This is a genomic window from Variovorax sp. GW531-E2 (genome assembly GCF_059423125.1).
The window spans coordinates 38,986-55,994 of the sequence record NZ_JBWKXQ010000041.1 but is presented as its reverse complement, the minus strand read 5'-3'; the positions used below and the strand labels follow the sequence as shown (position 1 = coordinate 55,994).

Sequence of the window (17,009 nt, the reverse complement as noted above, 5' to 3'; positions counted from 1 at the left end):
GGCCCCAGCCCAGCAGGAAGATGAAGATCGGCGAGGTCGAGTTGAGGATGGTCGCCAGCCCCGCATCCACGCTGCGTTCGGCCCACGCGATCAGCGTGAACGGCAGCACGCTGTTCAGGCCAGCCTGCAGCGCGAAGCGCCGCCATGTCGCGCCGTCTTTGGGCAAGCGCACGCCGCGCAGGCGCAGCACCGCGAGCAGCAGCAACCCGGCGATCAGGGTGCGCGCCGCGATCAGCGTGACCGGCGGGATCGTCGCCACGCCGATCTTGATGAAGGTGTACGAGGCGCCCCAGCAGGTGGCAAGCACCGCGAGCAGCGCCCATTCGAAGGCAGGGGCGTGGGGTCGGACTGAGGCGGCGAGCGGGGTCGTTGGCATGGTGCGCCGATCTTCGCGAGACCGGCCCCTCGACACTTCGCTCGTGGACGAAGTGTGGGCGAAACGCGGGCGCGAAAGCCTCAGTGATCGTGCCCGTGGCTTCGCGCCGGCGCAGCGCCGTTCAGCAGCGCCGCCAGGTCGACTTCCTGCTCCGCCGCCGCCCCCGCGATCACGCGCTGCTCCAGCTCGTCCAGGTGCTCCAGCGCCACGGCCAGCGCGGCGTCGAGCGAGTCGCCCATGAGCGCTTCGATGATCTGTTCGTGCTCGCGCGGCGCGCAGCTCGCGGCCTCGGCCGAGTCGTACAGCGCCTTGTACAGCTCGGTGTTCGAGATCAGCCGCCGGATGTACGACAGCAGCTCGTCGCTGCCCGCCATCTGCGCCAGCAGCAGGTGGAAGTCGCCGGCCAGGCGGATCGCGTCCTCGCGCCGGCCTTCCTTGAACGCCTTCTGCTCCGCCTGCACGTGCTTGCGCAGCGCGGCCACCTGCTCGCGCGCCAGCCGGCCGAACAGCGTGGCGACCAGCCCGGCCTCCACGATGCGGCGCGCGCGGTAGATGCCGCGCATGTCGTCGATCGACGGGTTGGGCACGAAGGCGCCGCGGTTGTGCTCCAGCACCAACCGCTTCTCGGAGCCCAGCCGCGCCAGCACCTTGCGCACCGCGCCGCGCGTGCAGCCCAGCGCCTCGGCCAGCGCGCGCTCGCGCAGCGGCGTGCCGGGGCGCAGCTTGCCGCTGAGCAGCGCCTTGGACACGGCGGCGTAGACGCGCTCGTCCACGTTCGCGTCGTCGGCGGACTCGATGGGTTCGGTCGAAGGGGCGGGCGCGGCGGATCGGCGGGTGGCGGCAGGCATGGGCCTGCGGATTATTGCCTGCACCCCGCCACCTCCGGGAAAGCCCCCGGATTGACGCGGCCCGCCCGTCTCCGTACCATTCGCGCCGTTTGGTTAACCAAAATATTTAAAATGGTTAACCAAAAGAAGATCGAATTTCCAACCACCCGAACACACAGAGACATCCCATGAAACTCGCCAAATGGCTGGCCCTGCTGCCGGTCGCCGCCTTCTTCAGCGGGGGATGGCTGTCGTCCGTCGCGCCCACCTTCGTGCTCGGCATGCCCTTCCTGATGGTCTGGAACGTGAGCTGGCTGGTGCTGACCTCGCTCATCATGGTGGTGATCGACCGCGCCGAAGGCGACCTCGACGCGCAAGACGCGCAGGCTGCCCAGGCCGCAGGAGACGCGCGATGAACGCCGCACTCGGCGTGATCGCGCTCTTCGTGGCCGGCGCCCTCGGCCTGGCCGTGCTCGCGCGGCGCGGGCGCACCATGAGCCTGGAGCAATGGGCGCTGGGCGGGCGCGGGCTGGGCACGATCATGGTGTTCCTGCTCATGGCGGGCGAGTCGTTCTCGACCTTCACCTTCCTGGGCGCCAGCGGCTGGTCGTACAGCAAGGGCTCGCCGGCCTTCTACATCCTGGCCTACGGCGGCCTGGCCTACCTCATGGCCTTCTGGATGCTGCCGGCCATCTGGCGCTACGCCACCGCGCACAAGCTGGTGTCGTTCTCCGACTTCTTCGCCCACAAGTACGACAGCCGCCCGCTGGGTGTGCTGGTGTCGGTGGTCGCGCTCATGGGCATGGTGGCGCTGCTCACCATCCAGCTGCGCGGGCTGGGCATCATCGTGTCGGAGGCCTCGTACGGCTCCATCGCGCCGCAGGTGGCGATCTGGATCGGCACCGTCGTGATGGTCAGCTACATCCTGTTCTCGGGCATCCACGGCTCGGCCAGCATCGCCATCGTGAAGGACATCCTGATCCTCGTGCTCGCCGTGTTCCTGGGCGTGTACCTGCCCTGGCATTACTACGGCGGCGTCACGCCGATGTTCAGCGCCATCCATGCGGCCAACCCCAGCTTCTTCGAGTTTCCGAAAGAGGGCCTGAACCTCACCTGGTACAACTCGACCATCCTGCTCACGGCGCTGGGCTACTACCTGTACCCGTTCAACCTGACCTCGGTGTATGCCGCCCGCAGCGCAAGCGCGGTGCGCCGCAACACCATCCTGATGCCGCTGTACTAGGTGGTCATCGCCTTCCTGTTCCTGGTGGGTTTCGCGGCCATCCTGCAGGTGCCGGGGCTCAAGGGCTCCGAGGTCGACCTGGCCCTGTTCGGCCTCGTGAAGCACACCTTCGACCCGTGGTTCGTGGGCGTGATCGGCGGCACGGGCGTGCTCACCGCGCTGGTGCCGGGCTCGATGATCCTGCTCACCGCGTCCACCGTGATCGGCAAGAACGTCTACAAGGAAGGCTTCGCGCCCCATGCCACCGACAAGCAGGTCTCGCGCGTGGCGCGCGGCGTGCTGCCCGTGTTCGCGCTGGTGGCCGTGTACTTCGTGCTGCGCGGCGGCACCACCATCGTGGCCGTGGCCATCTTCGCGTCGAGCCTGCTCACGCAGCTGCTGCCCTCGCTGCTGTTCAGCCTGATGAAGAAACCCTTCGGCAGCAAGCACGCGGCCTTTGCGGGCATCCTCGCGGGCGGTGCGGTGCTGGCCTTCACGATGACCACCGGCGCGAACCTCGGCACGCTGTTCCCGGCGGCGCCCGTGGTCTTCAAGTCGCTCAACACCGGGCTGGTGGCGCTGGCGGTCAATGCGCTGGTCTTCGTGGCGGTGGCGCTGTGCACGCCGCGCATGCTGCCGCGCACCGTGGCGGCGCAACCCGCCTGACCGGTCTTCTCTTGCCTCTGACCCACGAACGAAACCGAATGACCCAGCTATTGATCCGCAACGTGCGCCCCCTGGGTGCGTCTCCTGTCGACGTGCGCGTGCACGACGGCCGCATTGCCGAGATCGGCGCGGCGCTGGCCGCACCGGCCGGCGCCACCATTGAAGACGGCGAGGGCGCCTTGCTGCTGCCCGGCCTCGTCGAAGGCCACACCCACCTCGACAAGACGATGTGGGGCATGGACTGGTACCGCAACGAGGTCGGCACGAACCTCACCGACAAGATCGAGAACGAGCGCGCCTTCCGCCACGCCAGCGGGCACGATGCCGCCGCCCAGTCGCTCGTGCTGGCCAAGGCCTTTCTCGCGCTCGGCACCACGCGCCTGCGCACGCACGTCGACGTCGACACCCAGGCCGGCCTGCGCCACCTCGAAGGCACGCTGCGCACGCGCGAGACGCTGCGCGAGGTGCAGCAGATCCAGGTCGTCGCCTTTCCGCAGTCGGGCCTGCTCGGGCGCGCCGGCACGGCCGAACTGCTCGACCAGTCGCTGGCCCTGGGCGCCGACGTGCTCGGCGGCCTCGATCCCTGCGCCATCGACGGCGACCCCGTGAAGTCGCTCGACGTGCTCTTCGGCATCGCCCACAAGCACCAGCGCCCCGTCGACATCCACCTGCACGAGCCCGGCGCCATGGGCGCCTTCTCGCTCGAGCTGATCCTGCAGCGCACCGAGGCGCTCGGCATGCAGGGCCAGGTGGCCATCAGCCACGGCTTCTGCCTGGGCGACGTGAGCGAACGCGAGCGCGACGTGCTGCTCGCGCGCATGGCGAAGCTCGGCGTGGTGCTCATCACCAGCGCGCCGGCCTCGCGCAACGTGCCGCCGCTCATGGCGTGCCGCGCGGCCGGCGTCACCGTGCTGGGCGGCAACGACGGCATCCGCGACACCTGGTCGCCCTACGGCAACCCCGACATGCTCGAGCGCGCCATGCTCATCGGCCTGCGTTACAACCTGCGCCGCGACGACGAGCTCGAAGTGGCGCTCGACACCGTCACCCATTCCGGCGCGCGTGGCTGCGGCTTTGCAGCCTACGGGCTCGACGTGGGCTGCCGCGCCGACCTCGTGCTGGTCGACGCGCAAACGCCCGCGCAGGCCGTGGTGAGCCGCCCCGTGCGCAAGCTCGTGGTGTCGGGCGGCCGCGTGGTCGCGCGCCACGGCACGCTCGTGCCCGGCGCCGTGCCCGCGTGAGCCGCACCGCATCCGCCGTATCGCCCCCCCCGCGCACCGGCGCGGGCCCGGTCTTCTTCGCCTGCGTGGTCGTGCTGGTGGCGCTCAACCTGCGCGCCTTTCTCACGTCGAGCAGCCCCTTGCTCGAACCGATCCGCGCCGCGACCGGCATCGGCTTTCATGCCGTCGCATTGCTCACCGTGCTGCCGATGTTCGCGATGGGCGCGGTGTCGCTGTCGGGCGCGGCCGTGGGCCAGCGCCTGGGCGCGCGCGGCGGCATCGCGCTCGGGCTCGGCGCCATCGCGCTGGCCTGCGCCGGCCGCTACGTGGCGGGCGGCGCCACGGCGCTGCTGTGGAGCGCCGCGCTCGCGGGCGCGGGCGTGGGGCTGGTGCAGGCGCTCATGCCCGGCGTGGTCAAACAGGCCTACCCCGCGCGGCTCGGCCTCATGACCGGGCTCTACTCGGCCGCCATCATGGGCGGCGGCGGGCTCGGCGCCATGGCCAGCCCGTGGCTCGCGCGCGCCGTGGGCGGCGATGCGCAACTCGACTGGCACGCCGGCCTTGCCATGTGGGCGGTGCTCGCGGTGGTGGCGCTGGCGGCGTGGCTGCGCGGCGCGCGGCAGCTGCCGTCTGCGTCGTCATCCGTGCGCGCCGCCGATCCGTCGCTCGACCGCGCCTGGCTGCGCTGCTTCGGCCACCGCCGCGCGTGGCTGCTGGCGCTGTGCTTCGGCCTCATCAACGGCGGCTACACCAGCCTCGTCGCGTGGCTGCCGCATTACTTCCATGCCGAGCGCGGCTGGACGGCGCAGCAGGGCGGCGCCGTGCTCGCGCTCATGACGCTGGCGCAGGTCGTCGGCGCGCTCACGCTGCCGGCGCTCGCGCGGCGCGGCGGCCAGCGCGACCTGCGGCGCTGGCTGGTCGGCGCGCTGCTGGCGCAGCTCGCGGGCTTTGCGGCGCTCGGGCTTGCGCTGCCCGTGCCGGCGGCCGTCATCGCCGTCGTGCTCGGCGCCGGCCTGGGCGGTGCGTTCTCGCTGTGCATGGTGCTCGCGCTCGACCACCGGCCCGACCCCGCGCAGGCCGGCGCGCTCGCGGGCTTCATGCAGGGCGTGGGCTTCATGATCGCGGCGCTCGCGCCCTTCGTCACCGGCTGGGTGCGCGAGCAGACCGGCGGCTTCACCATGGCCTGGGCCTACCTGGCCGCCGTCACCGTGCTGCTGCTGCCCGCCGTGCTGCGCTTCGACCCGCGCCGCTACGCCAGCGCCACCGCCGGCCTGTTCGACGCGCAGACTGCATCCGCGCCGTCCCCCATCGAGCATGCCCGCAAGGCCTGAGACCCAAGGAGATCAGACCCATGTACAACGAACACTTCATGCAGCGCGCCCTGGCCCTCTCGGCCCGGGCGCTCCAGGAACCCGGCACCGAGCCCTTCGGCGCCGTCGTCGTCAAGAACGGCGAGGTGGTGGGCGAGGGCTTCAACCATTCCGTCGCGCACCACGACCCGACCTCGCACGGCGAGGTCGAGGCCATTCGCGATGCCTGCCGCCGGTTGGGCACCGTCGACCTGTCGGGCTGCGAGCTCTACACCTCGTGCGAGCCCTGCGCCATGTGCGTGGCGGCCATGCACATCGCGGGCATCGGCCAGCTGTACTACGCGGCCACGCTCGCGCAGTCGGGCGACGCATTCAAAGGCGTGACCGTGGCGGCGCGTCACCCCATCGACGTCGACGTGCTGCGCACCGAAGCCGGCGCACCGCTGGCCGCGCGTGCGCAGCCGGCCGAACAGAAGATGGACGCCGAAGCCGTGCGCATCCTGTCGGCGTGGGCCGAGCCGCGACGCGGCGACTGAAGCAAGCGCTACGCGGCCGCAGCGTCGCCGCGCGTTGCGGCTTCGAACTCGGCGCGGTTGAGCAGGCCGAAATACAGCACGTCGTACCACTGCAGCCCCAGCGGATATTCCGTGGCGCGGCTGCGCGTGCTGTCGCAGTCGTCGTCGAAGCGCAGCCCGAAGAACGCATCGAGCGGGGCCGCCTGCTTTTTCGCACCGGCTTCGCGCAGCACCTGCGCCGCTGCCGCGATGTCTTGCGGCAGCGCATCGAGCGCGGCACCGGCCTGCTGGCAGCGCGCGAGCTCCTTCTCGACACAGGCCCGCAGCGGGGCCTCTTCCGATTCGGTCATGGTGTCGAGCTCGACCGTCTCCAGCAGCAGGTGCTCGTTGCGGTGGGCTTCGAGAAAAGCCAGGGTCTCGTCCAGCCAGCCCGGCAGCTGCGTCGAGCCCGTCGCGGGTGTGGCCGCCGCGCGCGCGGCAGTCGCAGGCGGTGCCTTCGGTGCGGCGGATGGCGAGAACCAGCCCTTGAGCCGGTCGACGAACGACGTGGCCTTCGGCGCGGCCACGACGGGCGCTACTGCGGGCGCAGGCACCGGCGCCTGCGCCGCCAGGTACCGCATGATGTCGATGAGCCGCTTCACCCGCGCAAAGCCCGGCTCGAAGCGGCCGCTGATCGCGTACAGCCTGACCTTCTCATCCCCCTCGTCGCTGTCGAGTCCGTCGGAGATCAGCGACGCGCACAGCTGCGGATCGCCCGACATCAGCAGCCGGTACATGAACGGAATGTCGTAGTTCCATTCGGACAGGCCCGAGATGGTTTCGGGCCGGTCCGTGTACGCCGTGGGCCGGTTGGTGAGGCTGTAGAGGTAGGAGCGATTGGCCATGGATCAAAGTGTGAATGACGGCTGCAATGTGAGCGCGTCGCCGTGACAAGAATGAAGAAGAGCCACCCCTCGCGAAGCGGCCTTCGGCCTGGTCGGCAGATTCTGCCTTCGCCAGATTTACACTCCGCCCCATGCAAGGAAAGCAAGGCAACGGCGACGTTCAGCGCGGTCTGCAGCCCGTGGTGGAGCTGCGGTCTGAAGGCGCGTCGTACCTGTATTCCGTGCGCGCGCCGCGCTCCAAGGGCGTGATCCCGCCCAGCTCGTACAGCCACACCGGCTTTGCCAGCGTCGCCGATTGCCTGCGCGACATTGCACGCGCGCTCGGCGGCAACTTCACTCGCATCTACGTGCGCCTCGAAGGCCACTGCGTCGGCGAGCGCGACATTGCCGAGCTGCGCAAGGCGCCCGACATCGTCGCGGCCGAGCTGCAGGCCCTGTGCCGCGCGGTGATCGCCGAGCAGCAGAAGCAGCAGCAACAACAAGAACAGAGCGAAGCCACCACGCCGCGCTGCTAGCCGCGCGAAGCGACGTGTCGTTCGTTCACTGCGGCACGTTCACGATGGTCGCCTGCATCATCGCCACCACCTTGTAGTCCGTGTCGCCCGCCTTCGCGAAGGCACGCACTTCGCCCGTGCACACCGCGAGCAGCTTGCCCGAGCTTTGCACCCGGCCGACGGCCAGGAAGCGTTCGCCCAGCGCGGGCCGCATGAAGTTGATCTTGAACTCCGCCGTCACCACGTCGCAGCCCTGCGGCGCCTTCGTGAGCCCCGCGTAGCCGCAGGCGCTGTCGACGATGCTCGTCACCGCGCCCGCATGCACATAGCCGCGCTGCTGCGACAGCGCTTTTGAAAACGGCATCTCGATGTGCACCTCGCCGTCGCCCACATGCACCAGCCGCGCGCCGAGCGTGGCCATCAGGCCCTGTGCGTTGAAGCTGTCGGAGATGCGGGTGTGGAGGTCGGTCATGGCTGGCAAGCGAAAAGAAGCAGAAGAAAAGGGCGCCGGTGGAGGCGCCCCGAGGGGTCACTGCATTCTGCCGCGCGGCGCTACGCCCCGCGCCAGCGCCTCAATCCCACGCCGGCGACAGCCCTTGCGGATCGGTCAGCCGCTCGCCGCGGTCGAGCGCGGCGATCTGCGCCATCTCGGCCTCGGTCAGCGTGAGTTGCTGCGCCTTCAGGTTGCTTTCGAGGTTCGCGCGCTTCGTCGACGACGGAATCACCGCGTAGCCCAGTTGCATCGCCCAGGCCAGCACCACTTGCGCGGGCGTGGCGCCGTGCGCCGTGGCAATCGCGCCGATCACCGGGTCGTTCAGCACCTTGCCGTAGGCCAGCGTCATGTACGAGGTGATGCGGATGCCCTGGCTCTGCGCGAAGGCCGCCACCTTGCGGTTCTGCAGGTAGGGGTGCAGCTCGATCTGGTTCGTGGCGATGGCCGGCGCGCCCACGGCGGCGATGGCTTCCTGCATCAGCGCGATGTTGAAGTTCGATACGCCGATCTGCTTCGTGAGCCCCAGCGCCTTGGCCTCGGCCAGCGCGCCCATGAACTCCGCCACCGGCACCGCGTTGCCGGGCGAGGGCCAGTGGATCAGCGTCAGGTCCACATGGTCTGTGCGCAGCTTGGCGAGGCTGTCTTTCAGGCTGGGCACCAGCTTGCCTTTCGCGTAGTGGTCGGTCCAGATCTTGGTGGTGATGAAGAGCTCGCTGCGGGCCACGCCGCTTTCGGCAATCGCCTGGCCCACCTCGGCTTCGTTGCCGTAGATCTGCGCCGTGTCGATCGTGCGGTAGCCCAGGTCGAGGCCGTTCTTCACCGAGTCGATCACCACCTGGCCCTGCAGGCGGAAGGTGCCAAGGCCGAAGGCGGGAATGGGGGTGTGGTTGTTCGTGGTCATGGCGTGTGTGTTCCTTGTGTTCAAAGAAAGAAAGAAAAAGAAGAGAAGAGGAAAGCTCAGTGCCCGACCGGCACCGGCCCCGAGGCGCGCACCGGAATGCCGGCACGGCGGTCGAGCGAGCCGCTCCACTGCGTGAGGGCCAGCGACACCAGCACGACGAGTGCGCCGATCCAGGGCGTGTGCATCAGCCCGAGGTGCGTCACGATCAGGCCGCCGGCCCAGGCCGCGCCGGCAATGCCCAGGTTGAAGGCCGCGATGTTCAGGCCCGAGGCCACGTCCACCGCCTGCGGCGTGAAGCGTTCGGCCTGCTTCACCACGTACACCTGCAGCCCCGGCACGTTGCCGAACGCCACCGCGCCCCACATCAGCACCGCCACCAGCGCCAGCCACTTGTGCGGCGCTGCGAAGTTGAAGACCAACAGCACGGCCGCCAGCAGCGCAAAGATGATCTTCAGCGCCGGAATCGGGCCCAGGCGGTCGGCCAGCTTGCCGCCCCAGATGTTGCCCACCGCCACCGAGATGCCGTACACCAGCATCACCCAGCCCACCGCGCCGGCGCTGAAGCCCGACACGTCGGTGAGGATCGGCGCCAGGAACGTGAACGGAATGAACGAGCCGCCGTAGCCGATGGCCGTCTTGGCATACACCAGCAGCAGGCGCGGCTCGGCCAGCACCTTCGCTTGTTGCGCCAGCGAGGCCGGCGGCGTGTGGCGGATGTTGCCCGGCACGAAGATCCAGCTGCCGATGAAGGCGACCACGCCCAGCGCCGACACCGCCAGGAAAGTCTCGCGCCAGCCGAAGTGCTGCCCGATGAACGTGCCCAGCGGCACGCCCGTGACCAGCGCCACCGTGAGGCCCGTGAACATGATCGCGATGGCGCTCGCCGCCTTTTCCTTCGGCACCAGGCCGGTGGCAATCGTCGAGCCGATCGAGAAGAACACCCCGTGCGCCAGCCCCGTGAGCACGCGGGCGGCAATCAGCGATTCATAGCTGGGCGCCTGCCACGCCAGCAGGTTGCCGACCGTGAACAGCGCCATCAGCCCGAGCAGCAGCGCCTTGCGCGGCAGCTTGCCCGTGAGGGCCGTGAGCACCGGCGCGCCAATGGCAACGCCCAGCGCATAGAGGCTGACCAAGAGGCCGGCCGAGGGAAGGCCGATGCCGAGGTCGGCAGCGACGGTGGGAATGAGGCCAACGATGACGAACTCGGTCGTTCCGATGGCGAAGGCGCTGAGGGTCAGCGCGAGTAAGGCGATTGGCATGAGAGCACTCCTTCTGGGATGAGGAGGAGTGTCTTGCGGTTATCTTTGCAGATAAATAGGGTTGCCTACATAAGATAGTTGCTTTGAAATCAACTATCTTTCCGACCAAAAACGACGGGAGTTACTTCTCAATTCGGGAGGTGCGGCACATAGGGAAATCGACTGCCGCAGAAGGACTGCGGGTTTCCCCTGCTGAGACAACTCGAATCAATGCTCGACCTAGATTCCAGATATCGAGGTACGTTGTAACCAAGGCTCCCCGAGTTACCATCCGTCACATGATAAATGGAGGAGGCCAATGAATTTCCAACAGGTTCGTCACCCGATTGACTATGTGGTTCAGCGCATAAGGTCAGGAAGACTAGCGTTACCCGATTTTCAACGTGACTTTGTCTGGAGTCCGAGTCAGGTAGTGGATTTACTCGATAGTGTGGCAAGAGAATGGCCAATTGGATCATTACTTTTGTTGAGTGGGCCTCAACCATTTGCATTTCGGGCCATTGATAACGCGCCAGCCACTAGCGGTACGGAGCTTGAACTCTACGTTCTAGATGGACAGCAGCGTGTGACTGCCATGTATCACGCGATCGCCAACGTCTCAAAATACTGCTATTACGTTGATTTTCGAGATTTGCTTGAAAACGGAGTCGATCCGATCAAGTGGGCATCGCGATCCATATTCGATCGAAAATATCCAAACTTGGAAGCCCGTGCCCGTGCTGGCGTGGCCTTAATAAAGGATATATGGGATCAGCCGGCATTTTTCTCTTGGCTGGCTGAAATAAGATCGGAGCAGCTCAAGGATGATTTCATTCAAGCTCGTGAAAATCATCTTTCAGGCTTGCAGTCGAAGGTCTATCAAATAATGGCAATCGAGTTAGAGCGCGGAATCGAGCTTGAGGCGCTTGCGAGAATATTTGAGACGATTAATCGAACGGGTGTCGCGCTCACAGCATTTGATCTTTTGGTTGCGAAGCTATATCCGACCCAATTTAACTTGAGAGAGGCTTGGGAGCAGGCAAAAGATCGACACGAAAATCTCCTTCGATTTGATCCTAATGAACTGGAGATATTGAAGCTAATTTCCTTATTGATTAGAAAGAATGAAGGGCGTCAATATTCAAAAGGAGTGCGGCAAGGCGATCTGTTGGCACTCGATCCGACGCTGCTTGTTCGATATTGGAGCGATGCCGTAGATCTTTATGCCGCGGCGTTAGATGAATGCAAGAAATTTGGAATTGCAACAAGTGAATTGGTCCCGAGTTGGTCAATGATTCTTGGTGTTGCTGGATGCTTGCTGTATCAGGTGCCAGGGCAAACCGAATCTTGGTGGAAAGATCGACTTCGTCGACAGGTGTTCGCGCAGGCCGCAAATACAAAAATTGTCGCTGAATTTGATTCGGGAATGGCCCTTGATGTTGCTCAAGATGAAATTGGAGAGGGCAGCGATCTGCTTAATTTCTTGGACAAGCCTGCACGAGCAAACGGATTGCTTACAAAGGGGTTGCTTGGATTATTTGTGGCTAGAGGGGCTGTTGATGCGCTCACTGGAGAAAAAATTTCGTCGAGTGATCAGGTGGCAATTCGATGGATTGACTTGAATGGAGAGGTGAAAAAACTCACGAGCGATGGCCCTATCGGTCGCGCGATCGTTTTCTCCGAGGCATCTGCAAAAAAGATAAAAAAGGGGATGAAGATCTTCGATCTTCCTTATGCTGAGCAAGCTTCCAAATCGCAAGGTCTCGAAATGCCAGAATATGCACGCGACGCAACAATTACGTGGCAATTGTTTGCTTAAGGGGTCGAAATAATGAAGAAGCGTTATATTGCCGCTGCCTGTGTAGTGCCTGTCATTCTCTGGTTGCTTGTTCCTTGGATTATTTTCTATCCGGCTGTTGTTTATAACGGGGGTGAACTATGCGTGGGAGAAAACGCTGAATCATGCAAGGCAACTGCCGCGTTGTTAGGGCAAGCAGGTGATACATATGGAGTCATCTCATCGCTCTTTTCGGGACTTGCTTTGTTTGCAGTTGCGGCAACTTTGTACGCGGACTTTTCCGCTCGAAAGAGCAGCCGAAAACCCCTCGTGGTTTGCACGATCGACACAGTCAAAGAAATTTCCTTTGATGAGCCAAGTTACACTCAGCCCCGAAGTGTTCGCCTTGTAGTCAGTTTGCAGGTGAAGGCTGCAAATGAGTCGGCGTTAAATACTGTGGTTGATGTGAGATTTTCTTGTGGCTCGTTTTCATTGGACTTGGGCCGAAATTCGGTTCAAATACCCTTGTTGAGTGGTGATGTGGCTATGCTGGAATTTTTGGGGAGAATTGGCGCGGTTGATGCATTTGTGAATGAAGTTAATGCAGGTTCTCCGATGTTGATTGACGTGAGTGCGAAGTGTGAAAGCATTGAGGGGCTGCATTGGGAGACGGCTGTTGTATATCATTCGAGTTTTCGAAAAAATACCGACGCCGCAATGGTGAAGTTGCTAATCGATGATGAGCAAGTTCTACGGGCGGCTTGGCCGGCGGATGCTTCCATTGCGCTAAAAAGTCAGGTCAAGGAAAATTCTTGGAAATATAAAAGTCTGTGATCTGGATTTTATTTTTTGGCTAATTGGATTGAGAGGTTCGATGGGTCATGAGTTCCTTTCTTGTCACTGATACAATCATTCATTCAGTTGCTCAGCTTGTTGATGATTCCAATAATAATGGAAATTATCGTGAGCCATCGCACGCAGATATTGAGTTTCAAGTTAATGCGGCAAGTCTTTCTGAATACGATCCCAAGAAGCATGGCCAAGTTATCGGCAAAGCGAAAAGGGTTCGTGCCGTGTTGTACGGCGCATTGGACGGAGATCCAGCTCGCTGTACGCGATTTGTGATTGGTATTCTTGGGAAAATTCGGGCCTGCGGAGGATTTCGGTCCTCATCGATAAATTATGTCGGCGCAGAAGCTATTCAAAATGCAAGAGATGCTTTTGATTCAGAAGGGTTCGTTCTCGCCTCTGACGGCTCGCTCGCACCCAAAGTTCTTGATTCGCTAGTAGGGCGCGAACTTTCGGCGGCTTTGCTTCGGTATGCTGAACGTGCTCGCAAGGGCGCTGAGGATGCCGCGCTACTGTCTGGTACCGGGAAGGATCTTTTGGAAGCCACAGCCGCTCATACGCTTACGACGCTGAACGGCGTTTATCCAACGAACCTGAACTTTCAAAGCCTGCTCGGTATGGCATTTATTGCACTCGATATGGCTGTGCCAGAGCTTCCAGAGCAGCCATGAGAGTTTCCGACGAAACTGTTAGAGCGGGGGATGTTTCGATCTGCGCTGGCCGTGAATCGTTTGCGAAATAAGCAAGGCACTGGTCATGGGCGCCCTTGGTTGCCATCCATCGCGGACCATGAAGCTAGAGCCGCAATCGAGATGGTGGGGATCATTGCTGCCTATATGTTGGCGAAGCTCGAGAAAAAGTCCTCGAGCCGCAACTAGGAGCCTTCTGGTGTTGGTCAGTCGCCCCTCACAGCAGCGATAGCACTCTCATCTATATACTTTCACGTCCACGCAAAAAAAAGCGTGACCGGGTTTGGAAGCCCGTCGAAGTTCTGCGACGAAAGCCGCAGTCACCGCACATGGTCTGCGGCTTTTCTGTTTGCGCCTCCAGTTTTTGGCGGCTCGAACGGGAAGGCGTGAGCCTTGCCGGTTCTCGTCAGAGCTTCCCGGTCTTCCAACCCGTTCGAGCTGCCGCCACCGTTTGGAAGCGGGTGCGTCGGTTGTTGCAAATCGAAGTTCTGGGAGGCCACTCATGGCTGAATCCGCACCCGTGTTCGCGCAACCTCGCGCTGGCACTTCTTCTCTCGACCCCGCGCTACCTACGCTCGACGACCTCGCCCTGCAAGCCTGCGACGACGCCGACAACCTCAACGCAGTAATGCGTGCCTACACCGCGCTAGAAAAGCTCGTAGACACCAGCGCCCTGAACGACAGCGAAGAACTCGCCCCCACCCGCACCGAACTGAGCGCCTTGCTGCGCCTGCTCAACGAAGCGTTGATGACCCGCATCGCCACCGTCAATGCAACAGCCGGCGCCGTACGCGATGCGCTGCAAGCGCACCCCTCGCTCAAGCCGGCGTAGCCCACAGCGGCCGGCGTGAAGCCTCTGCCTCACGACCGGCCCGCAACCCCTACGCCGCCTTCGTCTCCGGCAACACCGCCGTCAACGCAAAGTCCACCAGCATCAGCCAGGTCTCTTCGAGCCCGGTGATGTTGTGGTGGTCCGAGTTCGACACGGTCTGCACGCTCACGGGCGTGGGCCAGGCGGCGATGAGTTTTTCGGAGCGTTCGTGGGGCACCACGTCGTCCTTCGCGGCGAGCAGCACCTGGGTCTTGGCGGCGACTTCCTTGCTGTGCTCGATGGAGTTGAAGCGGTGGCGCAGCAACAGCGACAGCGGCACGAGCGGAAAGCGCTTCTTGGCGACTTCGAGCAGCGAGTCGTAGGGGGTGATGAGCTGCAGGCTCGCAAACTCCTGCCGCGCCACGAGCTGGATGGCCACGCCGGTGCCCAGGCTGCGGCCCACCACGTGCAGGCGCGCCTGCGGAAAGGCGCGGCGCAGGTGGCTGGCGAACTGGGCAGCGTCGGCCACGGAGGCAATTTCAGACGGCGCGCCCTGCGAGTCGGCCACGCCCCGGTAGTTGAGGGCGGCAAAGCCGAAGCCCTCGGGCAGCCAGTGCAGCATCTGCGCGGTGGCGCGCACGTCTTCGCCGCGGCCGGCGAAGTAGATGAACAGGTCCTGCAGCGCGTCTTCGCCCTGCGGGTGATACACGTAGCCGCGCACCATGCCGCCGGGCACGGGGTGCGAGTAGGTCGAGAAGTCGTCCGACAGATGCACCACGGGCAGCTTGCGGGCGTTGAAAAGAATGTGGCCCTGGCGCGTGGCGAGCAGGGTCCAGTAGGCGGCCAGGCTGCCGATGGCGGCGGCCGAGGCCGACAGGGCAATGCGGGCAATCTTGGCTTGGGTGTTCTTCTGCAAATCAGGGCTCCCGGGAAAGTGGCGGCGTGGCATCGCAAGGGCAGGGCCCGGCCGATGCAAACGCGCAAGGGGCGTAGTTTCACCGCGTTCGCGAGGCAGTGCGTTGTGAGGTGTATGGCCGTGGCGCGCGGCGCGCCGGGCGGGGGCTGAAGATAATCCCCGCATGATCGCCCTCGACTGCTACTACAGCCTTTCCTCGCCCTGGGCCTACCTCGGCGGCCCTCAACTGCAAGACATCGTGCGCCGCCACCATGTGCAGCTCACGCTCAAGCCCTACGACTTCCAGGCGGTGGTGCCGCAGACCGGCGGCATTCCGCTGAAGACGCGCCCGGAGCCGCGCCGCACGTACCACGCGCTGGAGCTGTCGCGCTGGCGCGATTACCTCGGCATGCCGATGAACCTGGAGCCCGCGCACTACCCGAAGGGCGCGCCGACCGACCCGAACTGGAACAAGTACCCCGGCTGGATGGTGATCGCCGCCCAGCTGCAGGGCCTGGACGCGCAGCCGCTGTCGCACGCCTTGCTGCGCGCGCTGTGGGCCGAGGAGCGCGACACGGCGCAGGCCGCGGTGCGCATCGCCATCGCCGACGAGAACGGCTACGACGGCGCGGCGCTGCAGGCGCTGGAGCAGTCGGCCGAGGTGCTGGCCGTGTACCGCGCCAACAGCGCCGACGCGGTGGAAGCGGGCGTGTTCGGCGCGCCCACGTTCATCCTGAACGGCGAGCGCTTCTGGGGACAAGACCGGCTGGCGTTTCTCGACCGGGCGCTCGACAAGCTGCGCGCCGGCGGCTAAGCGGCAACTTCTTTTTTCAGTCCTCTCTCAGAGGAACGAGCGCGGCAGCAGCGCGGGCACGAGCGTGCGGTGCAGCCGCTCGCGCCACCAGCGCAGCGCCTGGCCCTGCGCGCCGGTCTTCCACGCGAGCCAGAAGGCCTCGGGCGCGCGCGGTTCCTCGGTCGGCAGTTCGACCAGCGTGCCGCGCGCCAGCTCGTCGGCGATGCAGGCACGCGGCAGAAAGCCGTGGCCCAGCCCCGCGACCTGGCAGGCGACCTTGGCGGCCATCGACGGCACGGTGATGCGCGGCTGGCCGGCCATGAGGCCCACGGTGCGGTCCGACAGGGTGCGCGCGGTGTCGCCGACCACGATGGCGTTGCAGTCGATGAGGTCGCCGCGCTGCACGGGGCGCTTCAGCCGCGTGAGCGGGTGGGTGGGCGCCACGCAGAAGGCGAACGCCAGGCTGCCCACGGCCACGGTCTGGTGGCCGCCGCCGGCCGGGCCTTCGCCCGCGGCCACGACGATGTCGGCGCGGCCCTCGCGCAGCGCCTCCCAGCTGCCGGTGAGCGCCTCGCAGCCGATGCGCAGCCGCGTGCCGCAGCGCAGGTCTTCGAAGGCGCGGATGTCGTCCATGAAGGCCTGCGTGGGAATGAGCGAGTCGTGCACCAGCCGCAGCTCTGATTCATAGCCGGTGGCAATCTGCCGCATGCGCGATTCGAGGTCGCTCGCGGCGCCGAGCAGCCAGCGGCCTTCCTTGAGCATTTCTTCGCCGGCGGCGGTGAGGGTCACGCGCGGGCCGTTGCGCTCGAACAGCAGCATGCCCAGCTGCTCTTCGAGCTTGCCCACGGCGTAGGAGATGGTGGAGGGCACCTTGTTCAGCCGCGCGGCGGCGGCGGCAAAGGAGCCGTGGCGCGCGATGGCGTCGACGACCTCGATGGCTTCCAGGGTGAGCTTGAGCACGGGGCGTTCCTCGCAGCAAAAAAGGAATGATCGAAAACTTCGATCATTGATGGTGAAAAGTTTCGTCGATAGAGGCCTGCGTGCACCGG

General features: G+C 64.9%; 19 protein-coding genes and 1 pseudogene. 12 read left to right on the top strand and 8 right to left on the bottom strand.

Going from position 1 to position 17,009, the window contains the following annotated elements; translation table 11 throughout:
• The coding region (locus tag AC07XP_RS21885) for an EamA family transporter (RefSeq protein WP_495265856.1) at window positions 1-376 on the bottom strand (376 nt) is incomplete at its 3' end.
• Between the two features lie 80 nt (window positions 377-456).
• Window positions 457-1,224, bottom strand: coding sequence for a GntR family transcriptional regulator (locus AC07XP_RS21880; protein WP_495265855.1), 768 nt, complete (start codon window positions 1,222-1,224; stop codon window positions 457-459).
• A 167-nt stretch (window positions 1,225-1,391) separates the two neighbouring features.
• On the opposite strand from AC07XP_RS21880, the gene AC07XP_RS21875 reads away from it, so the two are divergent.
• The 5 genes and pseudogenes from AC07XP_RS21875 to AC07XP_RS21855 all read left to right on the top strand — a co-directional run bounded on the left by AC07XP_RS21875 (window position 1,392) and on the right by AC07XP_RS21855 (window position 6,157).
• On the top strand, window positions 1,392-1,619 hold the full coding sequence (locus tag AC07XP_RS21875; protein WP_099795039.1) for a DUF3311 domain-containing protein: 228 nt from the start codon (window positions 1,392-1,394) through the stop codon (window positions 1,617-1,619).
• Window positions 1,616-3,091 (top strand): annotated as a pseudogene (locus tag AC07XP_RS21870) (sodium:solute symporter family protein). Before AC07XP_RS21875 ends, AC07XP_RS21870 begins: the two are co-directional and overlap by 4 nt.
• A 38-nt stretch (window positions 3,092-3,129) precedes the next feature.
• Window positions 3,130-4,332, top strand: coding sequence for an amidohydrolase family protein (locus AC07XP_RS21865; RefSeq protein WP_495265854.1), 1,203 nt, complete (start codon window positions 3,130-3,132; stop codon window positions 4,330-4,332).
• Window positions 4,329-5,642, top strand: coding sequence for a cyanate transporter (locus AC07XP_RS21860; protein ID WP_495265853.1), 1,314 nt, complete (start codon window positions 4,329-4,331; stop codon window positions 5,640-5,642). Before AC07XP_RS21865 ends, AC07XP_RS21860 begins: the two co-directional genes overlap by 4 nt.
• 20 nt (window positions 5,643-5,662) lie before the next feature.
• The gene (locus AC07XP_RS21855; RefSeq protein WP_492679192.1) at window positions 5,663-6,157 is read left to right on the top strand and encodes a nucleoside deaminase; all 495 of its coding nucleotides are present in this window, start codon (window positions 5,663-5,665) and stop codon (window positions 6,155-6,157) included.
• 8 nt (window positions 6,158-6,165) lie between these two features.
• Here AC07XP_RS21855 and AC07XP_RS21850 read toward each other — a convergent pair whose 3' ends face one another.
• Window positions 6,166-7,020: a DUF7822 domain-containing protein gene (locus AC07XP_RS21850; protein ID WP_495265852.1), complete on the bottom strand. Its 855-nt coding sequence runs from the start codon at window positions 7,018-7,020 to the stop codon at window positions 6,166-6,168.
• A 131-nt stretch (window positions 7,021-7,151) separates the two neighbouring features.
• On the opposite strand from AC07XP_RS21850, the gene AC07XP_RS21845 reads away from it, so the two are divergent.
• Complete coding sequence (locus tag AC07XP_RS21845) at window positions 7,152-7,535, top strand: hypothetical protein (RefSeq protein ID WP_354345767.1); 384 nt, start codon at window positions 7,152-7,154, stop codon at window positions 7,533-7,535.
• Between the two features lie 25 nt (window positions 7,536-7,560).
• Here AC07XP_RS21845 and AC07XP_RS21840 read toward each other — a convergent pair whose 3' ends face one another.
• From AC07XP_RS21840 to AC07XP_RS21830, 3 genes are all read right to left on the bottom strand, one after another.
• Complete coding sequence (locus AC07XP_RS21840; protein WP_070060148.1) at window positions 7,561-7,986, bottom strand: PaaI family thioesterase; 426 nt, start codon at window positions 7,984-7,986, stop codon at window positions 7,561-7,563.
• A gap of 100 nt (window positions 7,987-8,086) precedes the next feature.
• Entirely contained in the window at window positions 8,087-8,908 is an 822-nt protein-coding gene (gene dkgB / locus AC07XP_RS21835) for a 2,5-didehydrogluconate reductase DkgB (RefSeq protein ID WP_495265851.1), read from the bottom strand.
• Window positions 8,909-8,964: 56 nt separating this feature from the next.
• The gene (locus AC07XP_RS21830; protein ID WP_495265850.1) at window positions 8,965-10,167 is read right to left on the bottom strand and encodes an MFS transporter; all 1,203 of its coding nucleotides are present in this window, start codon (window positions 10,165-10,167) and stop codon (window positions 8,965-8,967) included.
• Between the two features lie 298 nt (window positions 10,168-10,465).
• Between AC07XP_RS21830 and AC07XP_RS21825 the strand changes: the two genes are divergently transcribed.
• From AC07XP_RS21825 to AC07XP_RS21805, 5 genes are all read left to right on the top strand, one after another.
• Window positions 10,466-11,965, top strand: a complete 1,500-nt coding sequence (locus AC07XP_RS21825; RefSeq protein ID WP_495265849.1) for a DUF262 domain-containing protein — start codon at window positions 10,466-10,468, stop codon at window positions 11,963-11,965.
• 12 nt (window positions 11,966-11,977) lie between these two features.
• On the top strand, window positions 11,978-12,757 hold the full coding sequence (locus tag AC07XP_RS21820) for a hypothetical protein (RefSeq protein ID WP_495265848.1): 780 nt from the start codon (window positions 11,978-11,980) through the stop codon (window positions 12,755-12,757).
• 47 nt (window positions 12,758-12,804) lie between these two features.
• Window positions 12,805-13,443 (top strand): abortive infection family protein, encoded by a 639-nt coding sequence (locus AC07XP_RS21815; protein ID WP_495265847.1) that lies wholly within the window; start codon window positions 12,805-12,807, stop codon window positions 13,441-13,443.
• 30 nt (window positions 13,444-13,473) lie between these two features.
• Complete coding sequence (locus AC07XP_RS21810; RefSeq protein ID WP_495265846.1) at window positions 13,474-13,650, top strand: abortive infection family protein; 177 nt, start codon at window positions 13,474-13,476, stop codon at window positions 13,648-13,650.
• Window positions 13,651-13,963: 313 nt separating this feature from the next.
• Window positions 13,964-14,293, top strand: a complete 330-nt coding sequence (locus AC07XP_RS21805) for a hypothetical protein (RefSeq protein ID WP_495265845.1) — start codon at window positions 13,964-13,966, stop codon at window positions 14,291-14,293.
• Between the two features lie 49 nt (window positions 14,294-14,342).
• Here the strand turns inward: AC07XP_RS21805 and AC07XP_RS21800 are convergent, their stop codons facing one another.
• A complete protein-coding gene (locus AC07XP_RS21800; protein ID WP_235944225.1) occupies window positions 14,343-15,188 on the bottom strand; it encodes an alpha/beta hydrolase in 846 nt (281 codons plus the stop codon).
• A 163-nt stretch (window positions 15,189-15,351) separates the two neighbouring features.
• Here AC07XP_RS21800 and AC07XP_RS21795 point away from each other — a divergent pair, with 163 nt between their 5' ends.
• Complete coding sequence (locus AC07XP_RS21795) at window positions 15,352-15,981, top strand: 2-hydroxychromene-2-carboxylate isomerase (RefSeq protein WP_492733893.1); 630 nt, start codon at window positions 15,352-15,354, stop codon at window positions 15,979-15,981.
• Between the two features lie 27 nt (window positions 15,982-16,008).
• Here AC07XP_RS21795 and AC07XP_RS21790 read toward each other — a convergent pair whose 3' ends face one another.
• Window positions 16,009-16,920: a LysR family transcriptional regulator gene (locus tag AC07XP_RS21790; RefSeq protein ID WP_495265844.1), complete on the bottom strand. Its 912-nt coding sequence runs from the start codon at window positions 16,918-16,920 to the stop codon at window positions 16,009-16,011.
• Between the last annotated feature and the right edge of the window lie 89 nt (window positions 16,921-17,009).